Source organism: Streptomyces sp. MspMP-M5, assembly GCF_000373585.1.
Lineage (GTDB): Bacteria > Actinomycetota > Actinomycetes > Streptomycetales > Streptomycetaceae > Streptomyces.
Genome location: NZ_KB891962.1, coordinates 75,474 through 89,731 on the forward strand (window position 1 = coordinate 75,474; position 14,258 = coordinate 89,731).

Annotated in this window: 14 protein-coding genes; 6 read left to right on the forward strand and 8 right to left on the reverse strand. The window is 73.6% G+C overall.

Going from position 1 to position 14,258, the window contains the following annotated elements:
• Positions 1-6: 6 nt before the first annotated feature.
• Positions 7-1,512, forward strand: coding sequence for a PLP-dependent aminotransferase family protein (locus B073_RS0137610; RefSeq protein WP_018543214.1), 1,506 nt, complete (start codon positions 7-9; stop codon positions 1,510-1,512).
• Positions 1,513-1,519: 7 nt separating this feature from the next.
• Here the strand turns inward: B073_RS0137610 and B073_RS0137615 are convergent, their stop codons facing one another.
• The gene (locus B073_RS0137615; RefSeq protein ID WP_018543215.1) at positions 1,520-3,160 is read right to left on the reverse strand and encodes a hypothetical protein; all 1,641 of its coding nucleotides are present in this window, start codon (positions 3,158-3,160) and stop codon (positions 1,520-1,522) included.
• An 81-nt stretch (positions 3,161-3,241) separates the two neighbouring features.
• A complete protein-coding gene (locus tag B073_RS0137620; protein ID WP_016576341.1) occupies positions 3,242-3,436 on the reverse strand; it encodes a hypothetical protein in 195 nt (64 codons plus the stop codon).
• Positions 3,437-3,628: 192 nt separating this feature from the next.
• Between B073_RS0137620 and B073_RS45075 the strand changes: the two genes are divergently transcribed.
• Entirely contained in the window at positions 3,629-4,084 is a 456-nt protein-coding gene (locus B073_RS45075; protein WP_078508402.1) for a YchJ family protein, read from the forward strand.
• Positions 4,085-4,088: 4 nt separating this feature from the next.
• Here the strand turns inward: B073_RS45075 and B073_RS0137630 are convergent, their stop codons facing one another.
• On the reverse strand, positions 4,089-4,502 hold the full coding sequence (locus tag B073_RS0137630; protein WP_018543217.1) for an RNA-binding S4 domain-containing protein: 414 nt from the start codon (positions 4,500-4,502) through the stop codon (positions 4,089-4,091).
• A gap of 69 nt (positions 4,503-4,571) precedes the next feature.
• Positions 4,572-5,684: a Ku protein gene (locus B073_RS0137635; protein WP_037814145.1), complete on the reverse strand. Its 1,113-nt coding sequence runs from the start codon at positions 5,682-5,684 to the stop codon at positions 4,572-4,574.
• A gap of 31 nt (positions 5,685-5,715) precedes the next feature.
• Here B073_RS0137635 and ligD point away from each other — a divergent pair, with 31 nt between their 5' ends.
• From ligD to B073_RS0137655, 3 genes are all read left to right on the forward strand, one after another.
• The gene (ligD, locus tag B073_RS0137640; protein WP_018543219.1) at positions 5,716-6,621 is read left to right on the forward strand and encodes a non-homologous end-joining DNA ligase; all 906 of its coding nucleotides are present in this window, start codon (positions 5,716-5,718) and stop codon (positions 6,619-6,621) included.
• A 318-nt stretch (positions 6,622-6,939) separates the two neighbouring features.
• A complete protein-coding gene (locus tag B073_RS0137650; RefSeq protein ID WP_018543221.1) occupies positions 6,940-8,163 on the forward strand; it encodes a D-alanyl-D-alanine carboxypeptidase family protein in 1,224 nt (407 codons plus the stop codon).
• Between the two features lie 281 nt (positions 8,164-8,444).
• Complete coding sequence (locus B073_RS0137655) at positions 8,445-8,657, forward strand: cold-shock protein (protein ID WP_018543222.1); 213 nt, start codon at positions 8,445-8,447, stop codon at positions 8,655-8,657.
• A 72-nt stretch (positions 8,658-8,729) separates the two neighbouring features.
• On the opposite strand, the gene B073_RS0137660 is transcribed toward B073_RS0137655, so the two are convergent.
• From B073_RS0137660 to B073_RS0137670, 3 genes are all read right to left on the reverse strand, one after another.
• Positions 8,730-9,308 carry a GNAT family N-acetyltransferase gene (locus B073_RS0137660; RefSeq protein ID WP_018543223.1) on the reverse strand — a complete coding sequence of 193 codons (579 nt, stop codon included), beginning with the start codon at positions 9,306-9,308 and terminating at the stop codon, positions 8,730-8,732.
• A gap of 50 nt (positions 9,309-9,358) precedes the next feature.
• Entirely contained in the window at positions 9,359-9,553 is a 195-nt protein-coding gene (locus B073_RS0137665; RefSeq protein WP_018543224.1) for an antitoxin, read from the reverse strand.
• Between the two features lie 65 nt (positions 9,554-9,618).
• Entirely contained in the window at positions 9,619-10,644 is a 1,026-nt protein-coding gene (locus B073_RS0137670) for an alpha/beta hydrolase (protein ID WP_018543225.1), read from the reverse strand.
• 152 nt (positions 10,645-10,796) lie between these two features.
• Here B073_RS0137670 and B073_RS0137675 point away from each other — a divergent pair, with 152 nt between their 5' ends.
• Positions 10,797-11,087, forward strand: coding sequence for a hypothetical protein (locus tag B073_RS0137675; RefSeq protein WP_018543226.1), 291 nt, complete (start codon positions 10,797-10,799; stop codon positions 11,085-11,087).
• 42 nt (positions 11,088-11,129) lie between these two features.
• Here B073_RS0137675 and B073_RS0137680 read toward each other — a convergent pair whose 3' ends face one another.
• The gene (locus tag B073_RS0137680; RefSeq protein WP_026248103.1) at positions 11,130-14,231 is read right to left on the reverse strand and encodes an alpha-mannosidase; all 3,102 of its coding nucleotides are present in this window, start codon (positions 14,229-14,231) and stop codon (positions 11,130-11,132) included.
• Positions 14,232-14,258 lie beyond the last annotated feature (27 nt).

Consider the following 14,258-nt stretch of genomic DNA (forward strand, 5'->3'; position numbering starts at 1 on the left):
ATCTTTATGGCGCAGTGGACTTCCGCGGTAGGGGCGCCGCAACTCGCCCGGCTGCTCCGGTCGCAGGACCCGCGGGCCGCCGAACTCACCGCGAACGGGCGGAAGTTGCCCGCCTACCGCAGCCTGGCCGACGGCGTCCGCCGGCTCGTCCTCGAAGGCCGGGTGCCGGTCGCCGCCCGGCTCCCCGCCGAGCGCGAACTGGCCGCCGCGTTCGGCGTCAGCCGCACCACCGTCGCCGCCGCCTACGAGGCGCTGCGCGCCGAGGGCTTCCTGGAGTCCCGGCGCGGCTCGGGCAGCTGGACCGCCGTCCCGGCGGGCAGCCCGCTGCCCACCCGCGGCCTGGAACCGCTCCCGCCGGAGGCCGCGGGGTCGATGATCGACCTCGGCTGCGCCGCCCTGCCGGCCCCCGAGCCCTGGCTCACCCGCGCCGTCCAGGGCGCCATGGCCGACCTGCCGCTCTACGCCCACACCCACGGCGACTACCCGGCCGGTCTGCCCGTGCTGCGGCAGGCGCTCGCCGACCGCTACACCGCCCGCGGCATCCCCACCATGCCCGAGCAGATCATGGTCACCACCGGAGCGATGGGCGCCGTCGCCGCGATCTGCCGCCTGTGCACCGGCCCCGGTGAACGGGTGGCCGTCGACTCGCCCTCGTACGCCAACATCCTCCAGCTGATGCGCGACGCCGGCGCCCGGCTCGTGCCGGTGGCCCTCGGCGAGCGGCTGGCGGGCTGGGACATCCCGGCCTGGCGCCAGGTGATGCGGGACGCCGCGCCCCGGATGGCCTATGTCGTCGCCGACTTCCACAACCCCACCGGCAGCCTCGCCACAGAGGACCAGCGCCGCCGCCTGGTGGACGCCGCGCGCTCGGCCGGCACCCTGCTCGTCGTCGACGAGACCATGACCGAGATCGTGCTCGACCCGGACACCGAACCGCCCCGCCCGGTCTGCGCGTTCGACCCGGCCGGCAGCGCGGTGATCACCGTCGGCTCGGCCAGCAAGGCGTTCTGGGCCGGGATGCGGATTGGCTGGGTACGGGCCGCGCCCGACCTGATCCGCAGCCTGGTCGCCGCCCGCGCCTACTCCGACCTCGGCTCGCCCGTCCTCGAACAGCTCGCCATCGCCTCCCTCCTGGAGACCGGCGGCTGGGAGGAGGCCGTCGGGATCCGCCGCGAACAGGCCCGGGAGAACCGCGACGCGATCGTCGACGCGCTCCACCGGCACCTGCCCGACTGGGAGTTCAGCGTGCCGCGCGGCGGCCTGACCCTCTGGGCCCGCACCGGCGGGCTGTCCGGCTCGCGGATCGCCGAGGCGGGGGAGCGGCTCGGGGTGCGGGTCCCCTCCGGGCCGCGGTTCGGCGTCGACGGCGCCTTCGAGGGCTTCGTCCGGCTGCCCTTCACGGTCAGCGGCGCGGTCGCCGAGGAGGCCGCGGTCCGGCTGGCCAGGGCGGCCCGGCTGGTGGCGACCGGGGCGCCGGTGGATGCGGAGCCGCCGCAGGCCCTCGTCGCCTGAGCGGGCGTCAGTCGCCGTTCACCGGCGCCGCGTCGGTGTGCTTGGCGAGGGACACCGGCCAGGCCGCGTCGTCCACCGGCTCCGCGTCGTCCGCCGGCAGCCCGTCCTCCACCGGCAGCGCGCCGTCCGCCGGCAGACCGCTGTGCTTCGGCAGCAGCTCCAGGACGGCCTGCCGGTGGTCCGCGCAGGCGGCCTCGTCGAACGGGTCGGGGGTGGCCGGCACCTGGAGGCGGAGCACCGGGCCGCCGCCGAGCCGGGCGTAGCCGCGGCCCGGCGGGACGTGGAGGAGCGGCGTGGTGCTGGGCGGGGCGCCGAGCACCGCCCGCACCTCCTGGGCGGTCGCCGGACCGAGCACCACCCGCGCCTTGGTGTGCGTCCGCAGCGGGTCGCTCAGCAGCTCGGCGGTCTCGAACTGGTCGGCCGCCGCCACCGTGACCTGTGCCGCCCGGCCGTGCCGCAGCGGCACCTGGAGCAGCCGCTGGGGGTCGCCCCGGCCTTCCACCGCCGCCAGATGGGACAGCGCCGTCAGCTTGTCCGCGATGATCCACAGCGGCCGCCGGGTGCTCGCCGGCGCGGGCTGCCCGGCCTGCCGCGCCCGGTCGGCGACGACCAGCCGCCGCTCGGTCTCGTGCGCCGCCCACTCCAGCGCCGCCAGCGCCCCGGCCAGCCCGCTCTCCACCGCCAGCACCCCGTGCCGCCCGGCCAGGCACCCGAACTCGCCGGTGCCGCCGCCGTCGATCACCACCACATCGCCGTCCTGCAACGCCTGGAGCGCGATCGAGCGCAGCAGCGTCGTCCCGCCCGCGCCAGGCTGCCCCAGCGCCAGCAGATGCGGTTCGGTGGACCGCCGGCCGGTGCGCCACACCACCGGCGGCACGTCCCTGGCCGCGTCCCCGCACACCACCGGCAGCGTCCGCTGCACGGATTCCGGATCGGTGAAGCCGAGCACCGTCTCGCCCGGGGAGGTCACGAAGCGCTGCGTCGCGATGTCCGCCGGCAGCGGCCCGAGTGCCGTCATCACCAGCTGGTTGGCTTCCTCGTCCCAGTCGAAGCGGTACTCCCGGCCGCGCCCGGACTTGGCGTGCAGCAGCTGCTCGACGCGGGCCCGGGCGCCGGCCTCGCCGTCGGGGAAGTACGCCGGGTACGTCAGGTGCAGCCGCGCCGGCCGGCCGTCCTCGTCGAAGGCGTACGCGGTGAACGCCTCCTGCCAGTCACCGTCATGGGCATACAGGAGACCGGGGTCGTCCTCGACGGAGAAGCAGGGCACCAGCGCCTCGTAGAGCGCCTGCAGCCGTCCGGTCTCGGCCTCGCTCGGACCGGGCTCCACCTCCGGCTCCGGCTCCGGGGCCCGGCCCACCCAGGCCGCCACCGCCGCCACCGCCGCCAGCGCGAGCAGCGGCCCGTACGGCACCAGCGCCACCCCCACCACCACGCCGCCGACCAGGAAGCACAGCGTCCCCCGCTGCTCCTTGGGGGTCGCGGCCCAGCGTCCGCGCCCGGCCGCCGTCAGCCGGCGCAGACCCCGGCCGACGGTGATCAGCGGTTGCAGCACATCGCTCGCGCCGTCGGCGGCGCTCCGCGCCAGTTCGCGGCCGCGGGCGACCGGGGCGCTGCCGGTGAGGATACGGGGCAGGGGGCGCCGGGCCACGGCTTCTCTCCTGGTGCTCGTAGGGACGGCGGGCCGCACGTCCGGCGGGAGGACGGCCCGCCGGGATCCTTCGCACCCGCCCTAGAGCTTGATCCCGCCGAGGAGGCTGGCCAGGCTCGCTCCGCCGGCCTTGATGCTGGGCGCGATGGCCGAGCCCGCGAGATAGAACCCGAAGAGGGCGCAGATCAGGGCGTGGGACAACTTCAGGCCGTCCTTGCGGAAGAAGAGGAAGACGATGACACCGAGCAGGACGACGCCGGAAATGGACAGAATCATGGGGTTCTCTCCTGGGTGTGGGGACGGTCACCGTGAGTCCTTCCAGTCTCACGGTCGGTATCAAGCCAAGAAAAGCCGCAAATGGCGTATTTATCGTGGAAATCCCTCAAACGGTCCAGATGTGGGGCGGTCTGACGGGCCCACACCCCGCCCGCCGCGGACCGGTCCCGCCCGACCCGGCACAATCGTGGCGTGTCAAAGCCCAGAAAGCCGTCGAGATCCCCGAGGCGGCGGAGCCGGCAGAAGCCGCCCGCGCCGCCCGCCGTCACCGAGGACGCGCCCTGCCCGTGCGGCCGCGAAGCGACCTACGGCGCGTGCTGCGCCCCGTTCCACCAGGGCCGCGCCGACGCCCCGACGGCCGAGCGGCTGATGCGCTCCCGCTACAGCGCCTTCGCCGTCGGCGACACCGCCTACCTGCTGCGCAGCTGGCACTCCACGACCCGCCCCGCGACCCTCGAACTCGACGCCGCGCAGCGCTGGACCCGCCTGGAGATCCTCGACGCGACCGGCGGCAGCGCCTTCCACACCGAGGGCACGGTCGCCTTCCGCGCGCACTACACCGTGCACGGCCACGCCGGCAGCCAGGAGGAGCACAGCCGCTTCGTCCGCGAGGACGGCCGCTGGGTCTACGTGGACGCGCTGCCGTAGCCGCTCAGGGCCCCTGGTCGGGGGCCGGGCCGGTGCCGAGGTGGCGGCGCAGCTGGTCCAGTTCGCGGCGGTCGCGCTTGGTGGGCCGGCCCGCGCCGCGGTCCCGTACGGCGATCACCGCGACCTCCTCGCGCGGCGGCGCCGGCGGGCTGTTGTCGACGTAGCACTCGACGGCGACCGGGGCGCCCACCCGCTTGCGCACCAGCCGGGTCACCACCACGATGCGCTCCCGGCCGGACTGCCGCAGCCGCACCTCGTCACCGGGCCGTACGGCGTGGGCGGGCTTGACCCGCTCGCCGTTGACGCGCACATGGCCGGCGCGGCAGGCCGACGCGGCCATCGAGCGCGTCTTGGTGAGCCGCACCGACCAGATCCAGCTGTCGACCCGGGCGGTGGTCGTCCCCTCGTCTGAAGCCATGCTGCGACTCTAGATCAGTGGCGGGACGGGCGGCGCGGGACGGCCTCGGGCCGCCGCGGCGGGTGCGGCCTACGACGCGGTGGACTTCGACGTCCGCTTCGCCCCGGTCTGCTTCCTGGCCGCGGTCCGGCCGGTGCCGCCGGTGCCGCCGCGCCCGGACGCGGTCTTCCCGGCGGCCGATGAACCACCGTTTCCCGTACGGGCGTTGGACCTCGTGCCACCGGCCTTCCCGGCGGTGGCCTTGCCGCCGGCGGACCTGCCACCCGCCGTCGTCTCGGCGGCGCCGCCCTTCCCGCCCGTTTTCCCTCCGCCCGCCGACTTCTTCGCCGCCGTCTTTCCGCGGGCGGTACCGCGGCCCCGGAGCGGGGTGACCGACGCGTCGCCCTCCGCGCCCTCGTCCAGGGTGCCGCCCCGGGCGGCCCGGACGCTCTTCTCCAGCGCCGTCGTCAGGTCGATGACCTGGGCGCCGGGGGCGGCCGAGACGTCGGCCGCGGCCGGGGTGCCGCCCGCCAGCTTGGTGGCGACGAGTTCCTCCACCGCCTCGCGGTAGTCGTCGTGGAGTTCCGCCGGGTCCAGCTCGCCCAGCGAGTCCATCAGGGTCTCGGCCAGCTGCATCTCGTTCGCGCGGATCCGGACGTCCTCGGGCGCGATCCCCTCCGCGGAGCGGATCTGGTCCGGCCACAGCAGCGCGTGCATCACCAGCGCCCCGTCGTGCGCCCGCAGCATGGCGAGGGACTCCCGCCCGCGCATCGCCACCTTGCCGATCGCGACCTTCTCGTGGTGCTCCAGCGCCTCTCGCAGCAGGGCGTACGGCTTGGCGGCGCCGGCCCCGTTGGGGCCGAGGTAGTACGCCTTGTCGAACTGGAGCGGGTCGATCTCGGCGGGGTCCACGAAGGAGAGGATCGACAGCGTCTTGGCCGTCGGCATCGGCAGCCGGGACAGGTCCTCGTCGGTGATCGGCACGACGGTGTCGTCGCCGGGCGGCTGGTACCCCTTGCCCACCTCCTCGTTCGGCACCTCCTCGCCGTCCAGTTCACAGACCTTGCGGTACTGGATCGGCGCGCCGTCCTTCTCGTGGATGCGGACGAAGGAGACCGAGGAGCCGCGGTCGGTGGCGCTGTAGGTCTTCACGGGGATGGTGACCAGGCCAAACGATATGGACCCGTTCCAGATGGATCGCATGGTTCGTCCCTTGTGTGGGATTCTCAATGGTATGTCGCCGATCACCGTCGTGGAGGGGCGGCGCCTCTCGCTGACGAACCTGGACAAGGTCCTCTATCCCGGGACCGGCACCACCAAGGGTGAGGTGCTCCACTACTGCACCACCACCGCGGACGTCCTGCTCCCGCACCTCCACGACCGCCCGGTGTCCTTCCTCCGCTACCCCGACGGGCCGGACGGCCAGCGCTTCTTCACCAAGAACGTGCCGCCCGGCACGCCCTCCTGGGTGAAGAGCTGCGCGGTCCCCCATTCGAGGTCGGGGCCGGCCCGCCAGGTGCTCCTCCAGGACCTCGCCTCCCTGGTCTGGGCCGCCAACCTCGTCGTCGAACTGCACACCCCGCAGTGGACCTGCGGCGCACCGGGCGTCGCCGACCGGCTGGTCTTCGACCTGGACCCGGGGGAACCGGCCACGATCGTGGAGTGCTGCGCGGCCGCCCTGTGGCTGCGCGACCGGCTGGCCGCCGACGGCCTGGCCGCCTACGCCAAGACCAGCGGCTCCAAGGGGCTGCACCTGGTAGTCGCCGTCGAGCCCACCTCGTCCGACCGCACCACCGCCTACGCCCGGACGCTGGCCGTCGAGGCCGGCGCCGCCCTCGGAGACCTGGTCACGCACAAGATGACCCGGGCGCTGCGGCCCGGCAAGGTCTTCATCGACTTCTCGCAGAACGCCGCCGCCAAGACCACCGCCACCGCCTACACCCTGCGCGCCCGCCCCGCCCCGACCGTCTCCACCCCGGTCACCTGGGACGAGGTCGCCGACTGCACCGAACCGGGCCAACTCACCTTCCTCTTCGGCGAGATCGCCGCGCGCCGCGCACGCCACGGCGATCTGCACGCCCCACTGCTCAGCCCGGAGGGCGCGCGCCCGGTGCCGCGCGGCGCCCGGCGGCCGGCGTAGCGGCGGACTCGCGGACCTGGCGATGGTCCCCGGGGCCAACGTGCCGGTGACGCCGGGTCGTTGGTCAGCACGGTGCGCTCCTCCTTCCTCTCGTCCTTCCGCACGCTCGGGGTGATCGTGGCGGAAGAGGCCCGGCAGGCGCTCGTGCCGGTCGGGGAGGCGCGCGGGATGCGTGCCGCACGGTCCTGACGGCGTGGCGGGGGAGCCGGGGGAGCCGGGGGGCGGCCGGCGGGCCTCGGAGAGTCGGCGGGGCCCGCGCGGGAACCGTATGGAGTAGGCCAACCGGCGCGCGGCCCGAGGCGTTCTTAGCGTGGCCACATGTCGACAGCGACCTGGTCCCCCGTCAGAGCCCTGACCGCAGCGGCGGTCTGCGCCGCGAGCCTGCTGGCCCTGCCCTGCCCGGCGGTCGCCGACGGCCCCAACGGCATCGACGACCTGCGCGGCGCGCCCCCGGCCCCGGTCCGGAACCTGCTGGACGAGCCCGGCGTGCAGTTCCTGCCCCGGCCGGGCGTGCCCGAGCCGCCCCGGGTCTCGGCCCTGTCGTGGGCCGTCACGGACCTGGGCAGCCACCGGATCCTCGCGGCCAAGGACGCCCACCGGCAGCTGCCGCCGGCCAGCACCCTCAAGACGCTGTTCGCACTGACCGTGCTGCCGAGGTTCGCCCAAGGCACGGTGCGCACCGTCTCCGGCGCGGACCTGGCCGGCATCGAGGGCGGCAGCGCGCTCGCCGGCCTCCGGGAGGACATGCCCTACCGCGTCGGCGACCTGTGGCACGGCGTCTTCCTCAGCTCCGGCAGCGACGCCGTGCGCGCCCTCGCCGCCATGAACGGCGGCTGGCACAAGACCATCGAGGACATGCAGGTGACCGCGCGGCGGATGGGCGCCCGCGACACCGTCGTGGAGTCCGCCGACGGCTTCGACACGCCCGGCCAGTTCTCCTCCGCCTACGACCTCTCCCTCTTCGGCCAGGCCGGACTGGCCGACCCGGACTTCGCCCGGCTCGCCGCCACGAAGACCGCGCTGCTGCCCGAGGACGGCGGGCCGGACGCGTCCGGCATCCAGAACACCAACCGGCTGCTGGTCGGCTCGCACGGAGTCACCCCCTACCAGGGCCTTATCGGGGTGAAGAACGGCTACACCTCGCACGCCGGCAACACCCTGATCGCGGCCGCCCGGCGCGGCGACCGCACGCTGCTGGTCATCGTGATGAACCCGCAGTCCGGCGCCGACAACGCGGTCTACGAGGAGGCCCGGGCCCTGCTGGACTGGGGGTTCGCCGCCGCGCCCCGGGCCGCGGCGGTCGGCGTGCTGCCCGCCGCGGCCCCCGACGGGCGCGACCCCGGGACGGAGCCGGCCGCCCACGGGTCCTCGGCCACCGCGCTGCGCCGGGCGTCGGACGCGAAGTCGGCCGGCCGCACCGGTGACGTGGTCGTCTGGTCCTTCTGCGCCGCCGCGGTGGTCGCACTGGCCGGGCTCGGCACCGCGCTGTGGTGGCGCCGGCGGCGACCCGACGGTTCCGTAGACGGCGGACCGGCCTCCTGACCGGCGCCGATGTCGTACATGCGTCCGATCGGTCGGGGATACGGAGGACGCGGTGTGACCTTGCCCGGTGAAGGATGACGCGTTTGCCATGGTTTGTGGTGACTGGCGGGCTCGGTCGGTGTAGCGTCCTGATCAGCTGTCGTGGTTCCGAAGTGCCGGGCGCCCGTGTCGCATTCACGGGCGTTCTTTGTGTCCGGTACGTCTCCGGACCAGGGCGATCACCTCCGGATTCCGCGGGTTGCGGGAGCCGATTCGGGCCCATAGAGCGAAGGAGACGCAACATGGCTTCGGGCACGGTGAAATGGTTCAACTCGGAGAAGGGCTTCGGCTTCATCGCGCAGGACGACGGCGGCGCCGACGTCTTCGCGCACTACTCGAACATCGACGCCACCGGCTACCGCGAGCTGCTGGAGGGCCAGAAGGTCACCTTCGAGGTCACCCAGGGCCAGAAGGGCCCGCAGGCGGAGAAGATCCGGGTGCTGGCCGCCCCGTGATCGCGGCCCCGCCGGAACCGACGGCGCCCGCCCCCGTGCAGGGGGCGGGCGCCGCCGTATGGGACGTCCCGGCTACGGGTGGCGGTCGTTGAGGATCTTCTGGAACAGCCGGTGGTCCCGCCAGGCGCCGTTGATGTGCAGGTACTTCTCCGCGGTGCCGTAGAGGGTGAAGCCGCAGCCGGTCAGGACCCGCTGCGAGGCGGTGTTGTCCAGCAGCGTGCCCGCCTCCAGGCGGTGCAGCCCCAGCTCCCGGTCGGCCACCGCGCACACCGCCCGCAGTGCGGCGGACGCCAGCCCGCGGCGCAGCTGCCCGGCGTCGATCCAGTAGCCGACGCTCGCGCTGCGCAGCGGGCCGTAGGTGATCTGCGACAGGGTGATCGCGCCCGCCACGTCCGGCTCATCGGACCCGTCGTCCGGCTCGCGGACCAGGACCCAGGGCATCACCCGCCCGGCGTCCCGCTCCGCCAGCAGAGCCCGGAGGCGCTCGGTCTGGCCGGCCGTCGTGTAGTACCCCTCCGCACGGACCGGTTCGGTGGCGCGGATGTGGTCGAGACTGCGCTGGTAGGACCGGGCGAACCCGGCGGCGTCCGCCAGCTCGGCGGGGCGCATGAGAACGTCGGCGGCGAGCCGGGCGGACGCGGTGGTGATCATCCGTTCAGCCTAATCCCGGCCCGCTTCCTCGTCCCGGGCCGGGCGCGGGTTCACTGCGGCGGCTGGTCCGTGTCCCGGTCCGTTCCGCCGAGCTGCTCCTTGAGCTTGTCCTGGGCGGTGTCGACCTGGCTCTGGTACTTGCCCTGGGTCCGTTCGTCGACGTAGTCGCCGGCCTTGTCGATGCCCTTGCCTGCCTGGTCCTCATGGCCCTTGAGCATCTGCTTGAGCTTGTCCAGCACGGACATGGGTCGTCCTCCTCAGCGACGGACCCCCCTCGGCTCCAGCATCACCCCCGAACGGACGATCTGCATCACGAGTCGCTGGGAACCGGGGCCTTCAACTGGTCGCTGATGAATTTGATGGAGCTCGCCGCCATGCCCTTCTCGTAATCCCAGGCATTGTGCCGGCCGCCGGGAATGACCTGGAGTGCGGTGTGGATCGGGCCCTTTCCGTACTTCTCCCGGAAGCGATGGATCGGATTCAGCACCGACGGACCCTCCTTGCTGCCGGCCTGGAACGCCAGATACACCTCGGGCCCGCCCTTTTTCAGCAGGCCGGCCGCGAGCTTTTCCGGGTTGTTGGCGTCCTTCTCCTTCTGGTGCCCGGCCCACATCGGGGAATCCGGCACGATGTCCGGGCCGCTGGCTATCGCCGCCTTGAACTTCTCCGGGTACTTCAGCACCGACTTCAGGCCGGCGAAACCGCCCGAGGACGAGCCCATGAACGCCCAGCCGTCCCGGGACTTGAAGGTACGGAAATTGGCCTTGACCAGATCGACGACGTCGTCGGTCAGCCAGGTGCCCATCTTCTGCTGGCCGGGAATGTCACTGCCGTCGTGGTAGCGGGTGTCCGGATTGAGCATCGGCATCACCACGATGAACGGCAGGCTCTTGCCTTCCTCGGTCCACTTCGTGAGGTTTTCCTGGAGTTTGATGTCGCCGCCGACCCAGTAATTGGTGACGCCGTCCTTGTCCTTCGGGCTGCCCAGGCCGCCGGGCAGGGCCATCAGTACCGGAAAACCGCTCTTGGCGTATTTGGGGTCCTGGTACTCCTTGGGCGCCCACACCCAGACGCTGCCGGTGACGCCGGATTTCGGGCCCTTCAGCGTCGTCCGGGCTATGTGCGTCCCGTCGTCCAGGGTGCGGGTTATTCGGAACTCGCTCTTCGGCCCGCTGGGCATCCGGGTGTCCTGGTCCACCGGCTTGACGGAGGCGGACGATCCGCCCGGGCCGCCCGCGTTGAAGTCGACCGGCTTGCCGTTCTCCGAACAGCCGGCGAGCAGGGCGCAGGAGGCGACGAGGACGGCCGTGAGGCCGCGGGCGTAAGGATGTTTCAACGGTGGCTCCGCTACTGACGATCACACGCGAGTGACCATGACGATCAAGTGCAAGTGCCCATAAAGAGGGAATACACGCCCTTGCGGTTCCCTCGTGCGCCCAACGGCCCGCTCGACGGGCAGCCCGCCCCGGTCCGGCCGAGAATGCAGCGGTGACCGATGAACACCGCAGTGCCGATGACACCGCCGCCCGCGCCGCGCCCGGCGACGAGGAGCGACGGCTGGCCAGAAAGGCGCTCGCCGGCCGCGCCCGGGACGCGGCGGATCTGTCGCTGCTGATGGACATGCTCGGCCTGGATCCGCGCCGCGACCCGGCCCGGGACACCCCGCCCGGGCCCGGTCCGCTGCGCGCGAACCGCGGGCGCGGCGCCGGCCGGGACCGGCGGGCGGCCCGCCGGGACACCTGCCGCGACGCCCGCACGCCCTCCGCCGACCCCGGCTGAGCCACCCGCCGCCCGGCCCCGCGCCGCGCCGCGCCCCGCGGATCAGCCGGCCGTGTGCGGGCCCACCGCCCGGCACAGCCGCAGCGTCACCAACTGAAACGGCCGCAGCGCCATCCGCACCGCATCACCCTCCCGCTCCAGGGCCGGACCGTCCTCGGCGGGACGCTCCAGCAGATCGGTGGCGACCGCCGCGGCCAGCGGGAAACCGCAGGTCAGCGTCGTACGGGCGCGGGCCCCGTGGGCTTCGTGGAGCCGGACCACCACATCGCCGCTGCGATCGTCGGCCAGCTTCACCGCGGTGACCACCACCGCGTCGTCGTCCACCGCGACCAGCGGCGGCACCGCCCCCGCCCCGGTCACCGCCCGCTCCGGCAGATTGATCCGGTACCCCTCGCGCACCGCGTCCCCGATCGTCGCCCCCGGGACCAGCGCGTACCGGAAGCGGTGGAGGCCCTGGTCCGTCTCCGGGTCCGGGAAGCGCGGAGCGCGCAGCAGCGAGAGCCGCACCGTCGTGGTGGTGCCCCGCGCCCCGCCGGGCCCTTCCTCCCGCACCGTGCGGGTCACGTCGTGCCCGTAGGTCGCGTCGTTGACCAGCGCCACGCCCCAGTCCGGCTCCGCCGCGTGCACGAACCGGTGCGCACACGCCTCGAACTTCGCCGCCTCCCAGCTGGTGTTGGTGTGCGTCGGCCGGTACAGATGCCCGAACTGGGTCTCCGCCGCGTACCGCTCCGCGTGCAGATCCAGCGGGAAGGCGGCCTTGAGGAACTTCTCGGTCTCGTGCCAGTCCACCTCGGTGTCGATGTCCAGCCGCCGCCGGCCGCGCGCCAGGGTCAGCCGCTGCACCACCCGCGAACCGCCGAACCGCCGCACCACGCGGACCGTCGCGGCCTCCGGCGCCGCCGCGGCCAGCACCACCTCGTCCGCGTCCGTCAGATCGGTCACCACCTGGCGGTAGAAGGCGTCCACGTCCCAGGCGTCCCACATGTTGGGGAAGTCCGGATGGATCTGGAGCAGGTTCGCCGCCGCGCCCGGAGCGAGCGCCTCCCGCCCGGCGGCCCGGTCGTACGCGGAGACGACCAGACCGCGACCGTCGATCTCGACCCGCAGCAGGTCGTGCTGGAGGACGAACCCGCCGCCGGGGCGCGGCCCGGCGTCCACCGGCCCGCCCGACGCCACCGGCGCGCCCACCGCGCCCGCCGCCACCCCGCCCCGGGCGTGCGGCGCGGAGTTCGCCACCAGCCGCCGGTCACCGCCGCCGGCCAGCGCCGTCAGCGCGCCGCCGATCAGCGCCTCCAGCTCGGCGGCGACCGCGGCGTAGGTCCGCTCCGCCTCGCGGTGCACCCAGGCGATCGAGGAACCGGGCAGGATGTCGTGGAACTGGTGCAGCAGCACCGTCTTCCAGATCCGGTCCAACTCCTCGTAGGGATAACGGAATCCGGCGGCGACCGCGGCCGTCGCCGACCAGAGTTCGGCCTCCCGCAGCAGATGCTCGCTGCGGCGGTTGCCGCGCTTGGTACGGGCCTGACTGGTCAGCGTCCCACGGTGCAGTTCGAGGTAGAGCTCGCCCACCCACACCGGCGCGTCGGGGTGCTCGGCCTCGGCCCGGGCGAAGAAGTCGGCGGGCTTCTCCCACCGCACCACCGGCGAGCCGTCCAGGTTCCGCAGCCGGCGCGCCTTGGCGACCATCTCGCGGGTGGTGCCCCCGCCGCCGTCGCCCCAGCCGGTCGGCGCCAGCGAGTGCCGGGCGGTCCCCTTCTCCTTGAAGTTCCGTGCCGCATGGGCGAGTTCGGCGCCCGACAGCTGGCAGTTGTAGGTGTCCACCGGCGGGAAGTGGGTGAAGATCCGGCTGCCGTCGATGCCCTCCCAGCGGAAGGTGTGGTGCGGGAAGGAGTTCACCCGGCTCCAGGAGATCTTCTGCGTCAGCAGCCACTTCGCCCCGGCCGCCTTGATGATCTGCGGCAGCCCCGCCGCGAAACCGAAGGTGTCCGGCAGCCACACCTCGTCGTTCTCGACCCCGAACTCCTCCAGGAAGAAGCGCTTGCCGTACACGAACTGACGGGCCATCGCCTCGGAACCGGGCATGTTGGTGTCCGACTCCACCCACATCCCGCCCGCCGGGACGAACCGCCCCTGTGCGACCGCCCGCCTGACCCGGGCGTAGACCTCCGGCCGGTGCTCCTTGATCCAGGCGTACTGCTGCGCCTGCGACATGGTGTAGACGAACTCCGGCTCGTCGGCCAGCAGCGCCGTCATGTTCGCCGTCGTCCGGGCCACCTTGCGCACCGTCTCGCGCAGCGGCCACAGCCATGCCGAGTCGATATGGGCGTGCCCCACCGCGCTGATCCGGTGCGCGGACGCCGCGGCCGGCGCCGCCAGCACCTCCCGCAGCCGGCGGCGCGCCGCCGCGGCCGTCCCGCCCACGTCCTGCAGGTCCACCGCGTCCAGCGCCCGGTCCACCGCCCGCAGCACCTCCCAGCGCCGCGGACCGTCCACCGGCAGCTGCGCCATCAGCTCGCCCAGCACCTCCAGGTCCAGGGCCAGCTCCCACACCTCGGTGTCGAACACCGCCAGGTCCATCCGCGCCAGCCGGTACAGCGGCGCGCTTCCCGCGGTCTCCGGATCACCCAGCGCCGTCGGCCGGAAGGGATGAACGTCGAGGATGACGGGGTTGGACGCGGCCTCCAGATGCCACTCGACCCGCTCGCCGCCCCGCACCGGCGCCCCCACCCGCACCCACTGGTTCCGCGGGTTGAGGCCCTTCACCGGCGTCCCGTCCGGCAGGTACACCAGCGCCTCGCACTGGAAACCCGGCATCCGCTCGTCGAACCCCAGGTCCAGCACCGCCTCCACGGTGCGCCCCGCCCACGCCTCGGGCACCGTGCCCCGCACCCGGAACCACGTCGTCCCCCACGGCGCGCCCCAGGCATCGCCCACCGCCACCGGCGTGTGCGCGGCGGCGAGCCCCTCGGCCACGGGTACCGTTCCCCAAGCTCTCGACTCTGCTCGAGCAGGGGAGGCCCCCATCCCTGGCGCGACCCAGGCCGCCACCTCCAGTGGCACGGATTCCGGATACACGGCGGGTCGGATGCGTTCGTCGAGTACCCGCTTCAGACGGGCTTCGACCAGTGCGCGATCGTCATGCATGGCGTACGGCTCCAGAGGTCGGGGAGA

Excerpts from the sequence above, each read along its gene's own strand:
- B073_RS0137610 (WP_018543214.1), top strand. The coding sequence starts at position 7 with ATGGCGCAGTGGACTTCCGCGGTAGGGGCGCCGCAACTCGCCCGGCTG.
- B073_RS0137620 (WP_016576341.1), bottom strand. The coding sequence starts at position 3,436 with ATGATTCTGTCCATTTCCGGCGTCGTCCTGCTCGGTGTCATCGTCTTC.
- B073_RS0137630 (WP_018543217.1), bottom strand. The coding sequence starts at position 4,502 with ATGGCTTCAGACGAGGGGACGACCACCGCCCGGGTCGACAGCTGGATC.
- B073_RS0137635 (WP_037814145.1), bottom strand. The coding sequence starts at position 5,684 with ATGCGATCCATCTGGAACGGGTCCATATCGTTTGGCCTGGTCACCATC.
- ligD (WP_018543219.1), top strand. The coding sequence starts at position 5,716 with ATGTCGCCGATCACCGTCGTGGAGGGGCGGCGCCTCTCGCTGACGAAC.
- B073_RS0137650 (WP_018543221.1), top strand. The coding sequence starts at position 6,940 with ATGTCGACAGCGACCTGGTCCCCCGTCAGAGCCCTGACCGCAGCGGCG.
- B073_RS0137655 (WP_018543222.1), top strand. The coding sequence starts at position 8,445 with ATGGCTTCGGGCACGGTGAAATGGTTCAACTCGGAGAAGGGCTTCGGC.
- B073_RS0137660 (WP_018543223.1), bottom strand. The coding sequence starts at position 9,308 with ATGATCACCACCGCGTCCGCCCGGCTCGCCGCCGACGTTCTCATGCGC.
- B073_RS0137665 (WP_018543224.1), bottom strand. The coding sequence starts at position 9,553 with ATGTCCGTGCTGGACAAGCTCAAGCAGATGCTCAAGGGCCATGAGGAC.
- B073_RS0137680 (WP_026248103.1), bottom strand. The coding sequence starts at position 14,231 with ATGCATGACGATCGCGCACTGGTCGAAGCCCGTCTGAAGCGGGTACTC.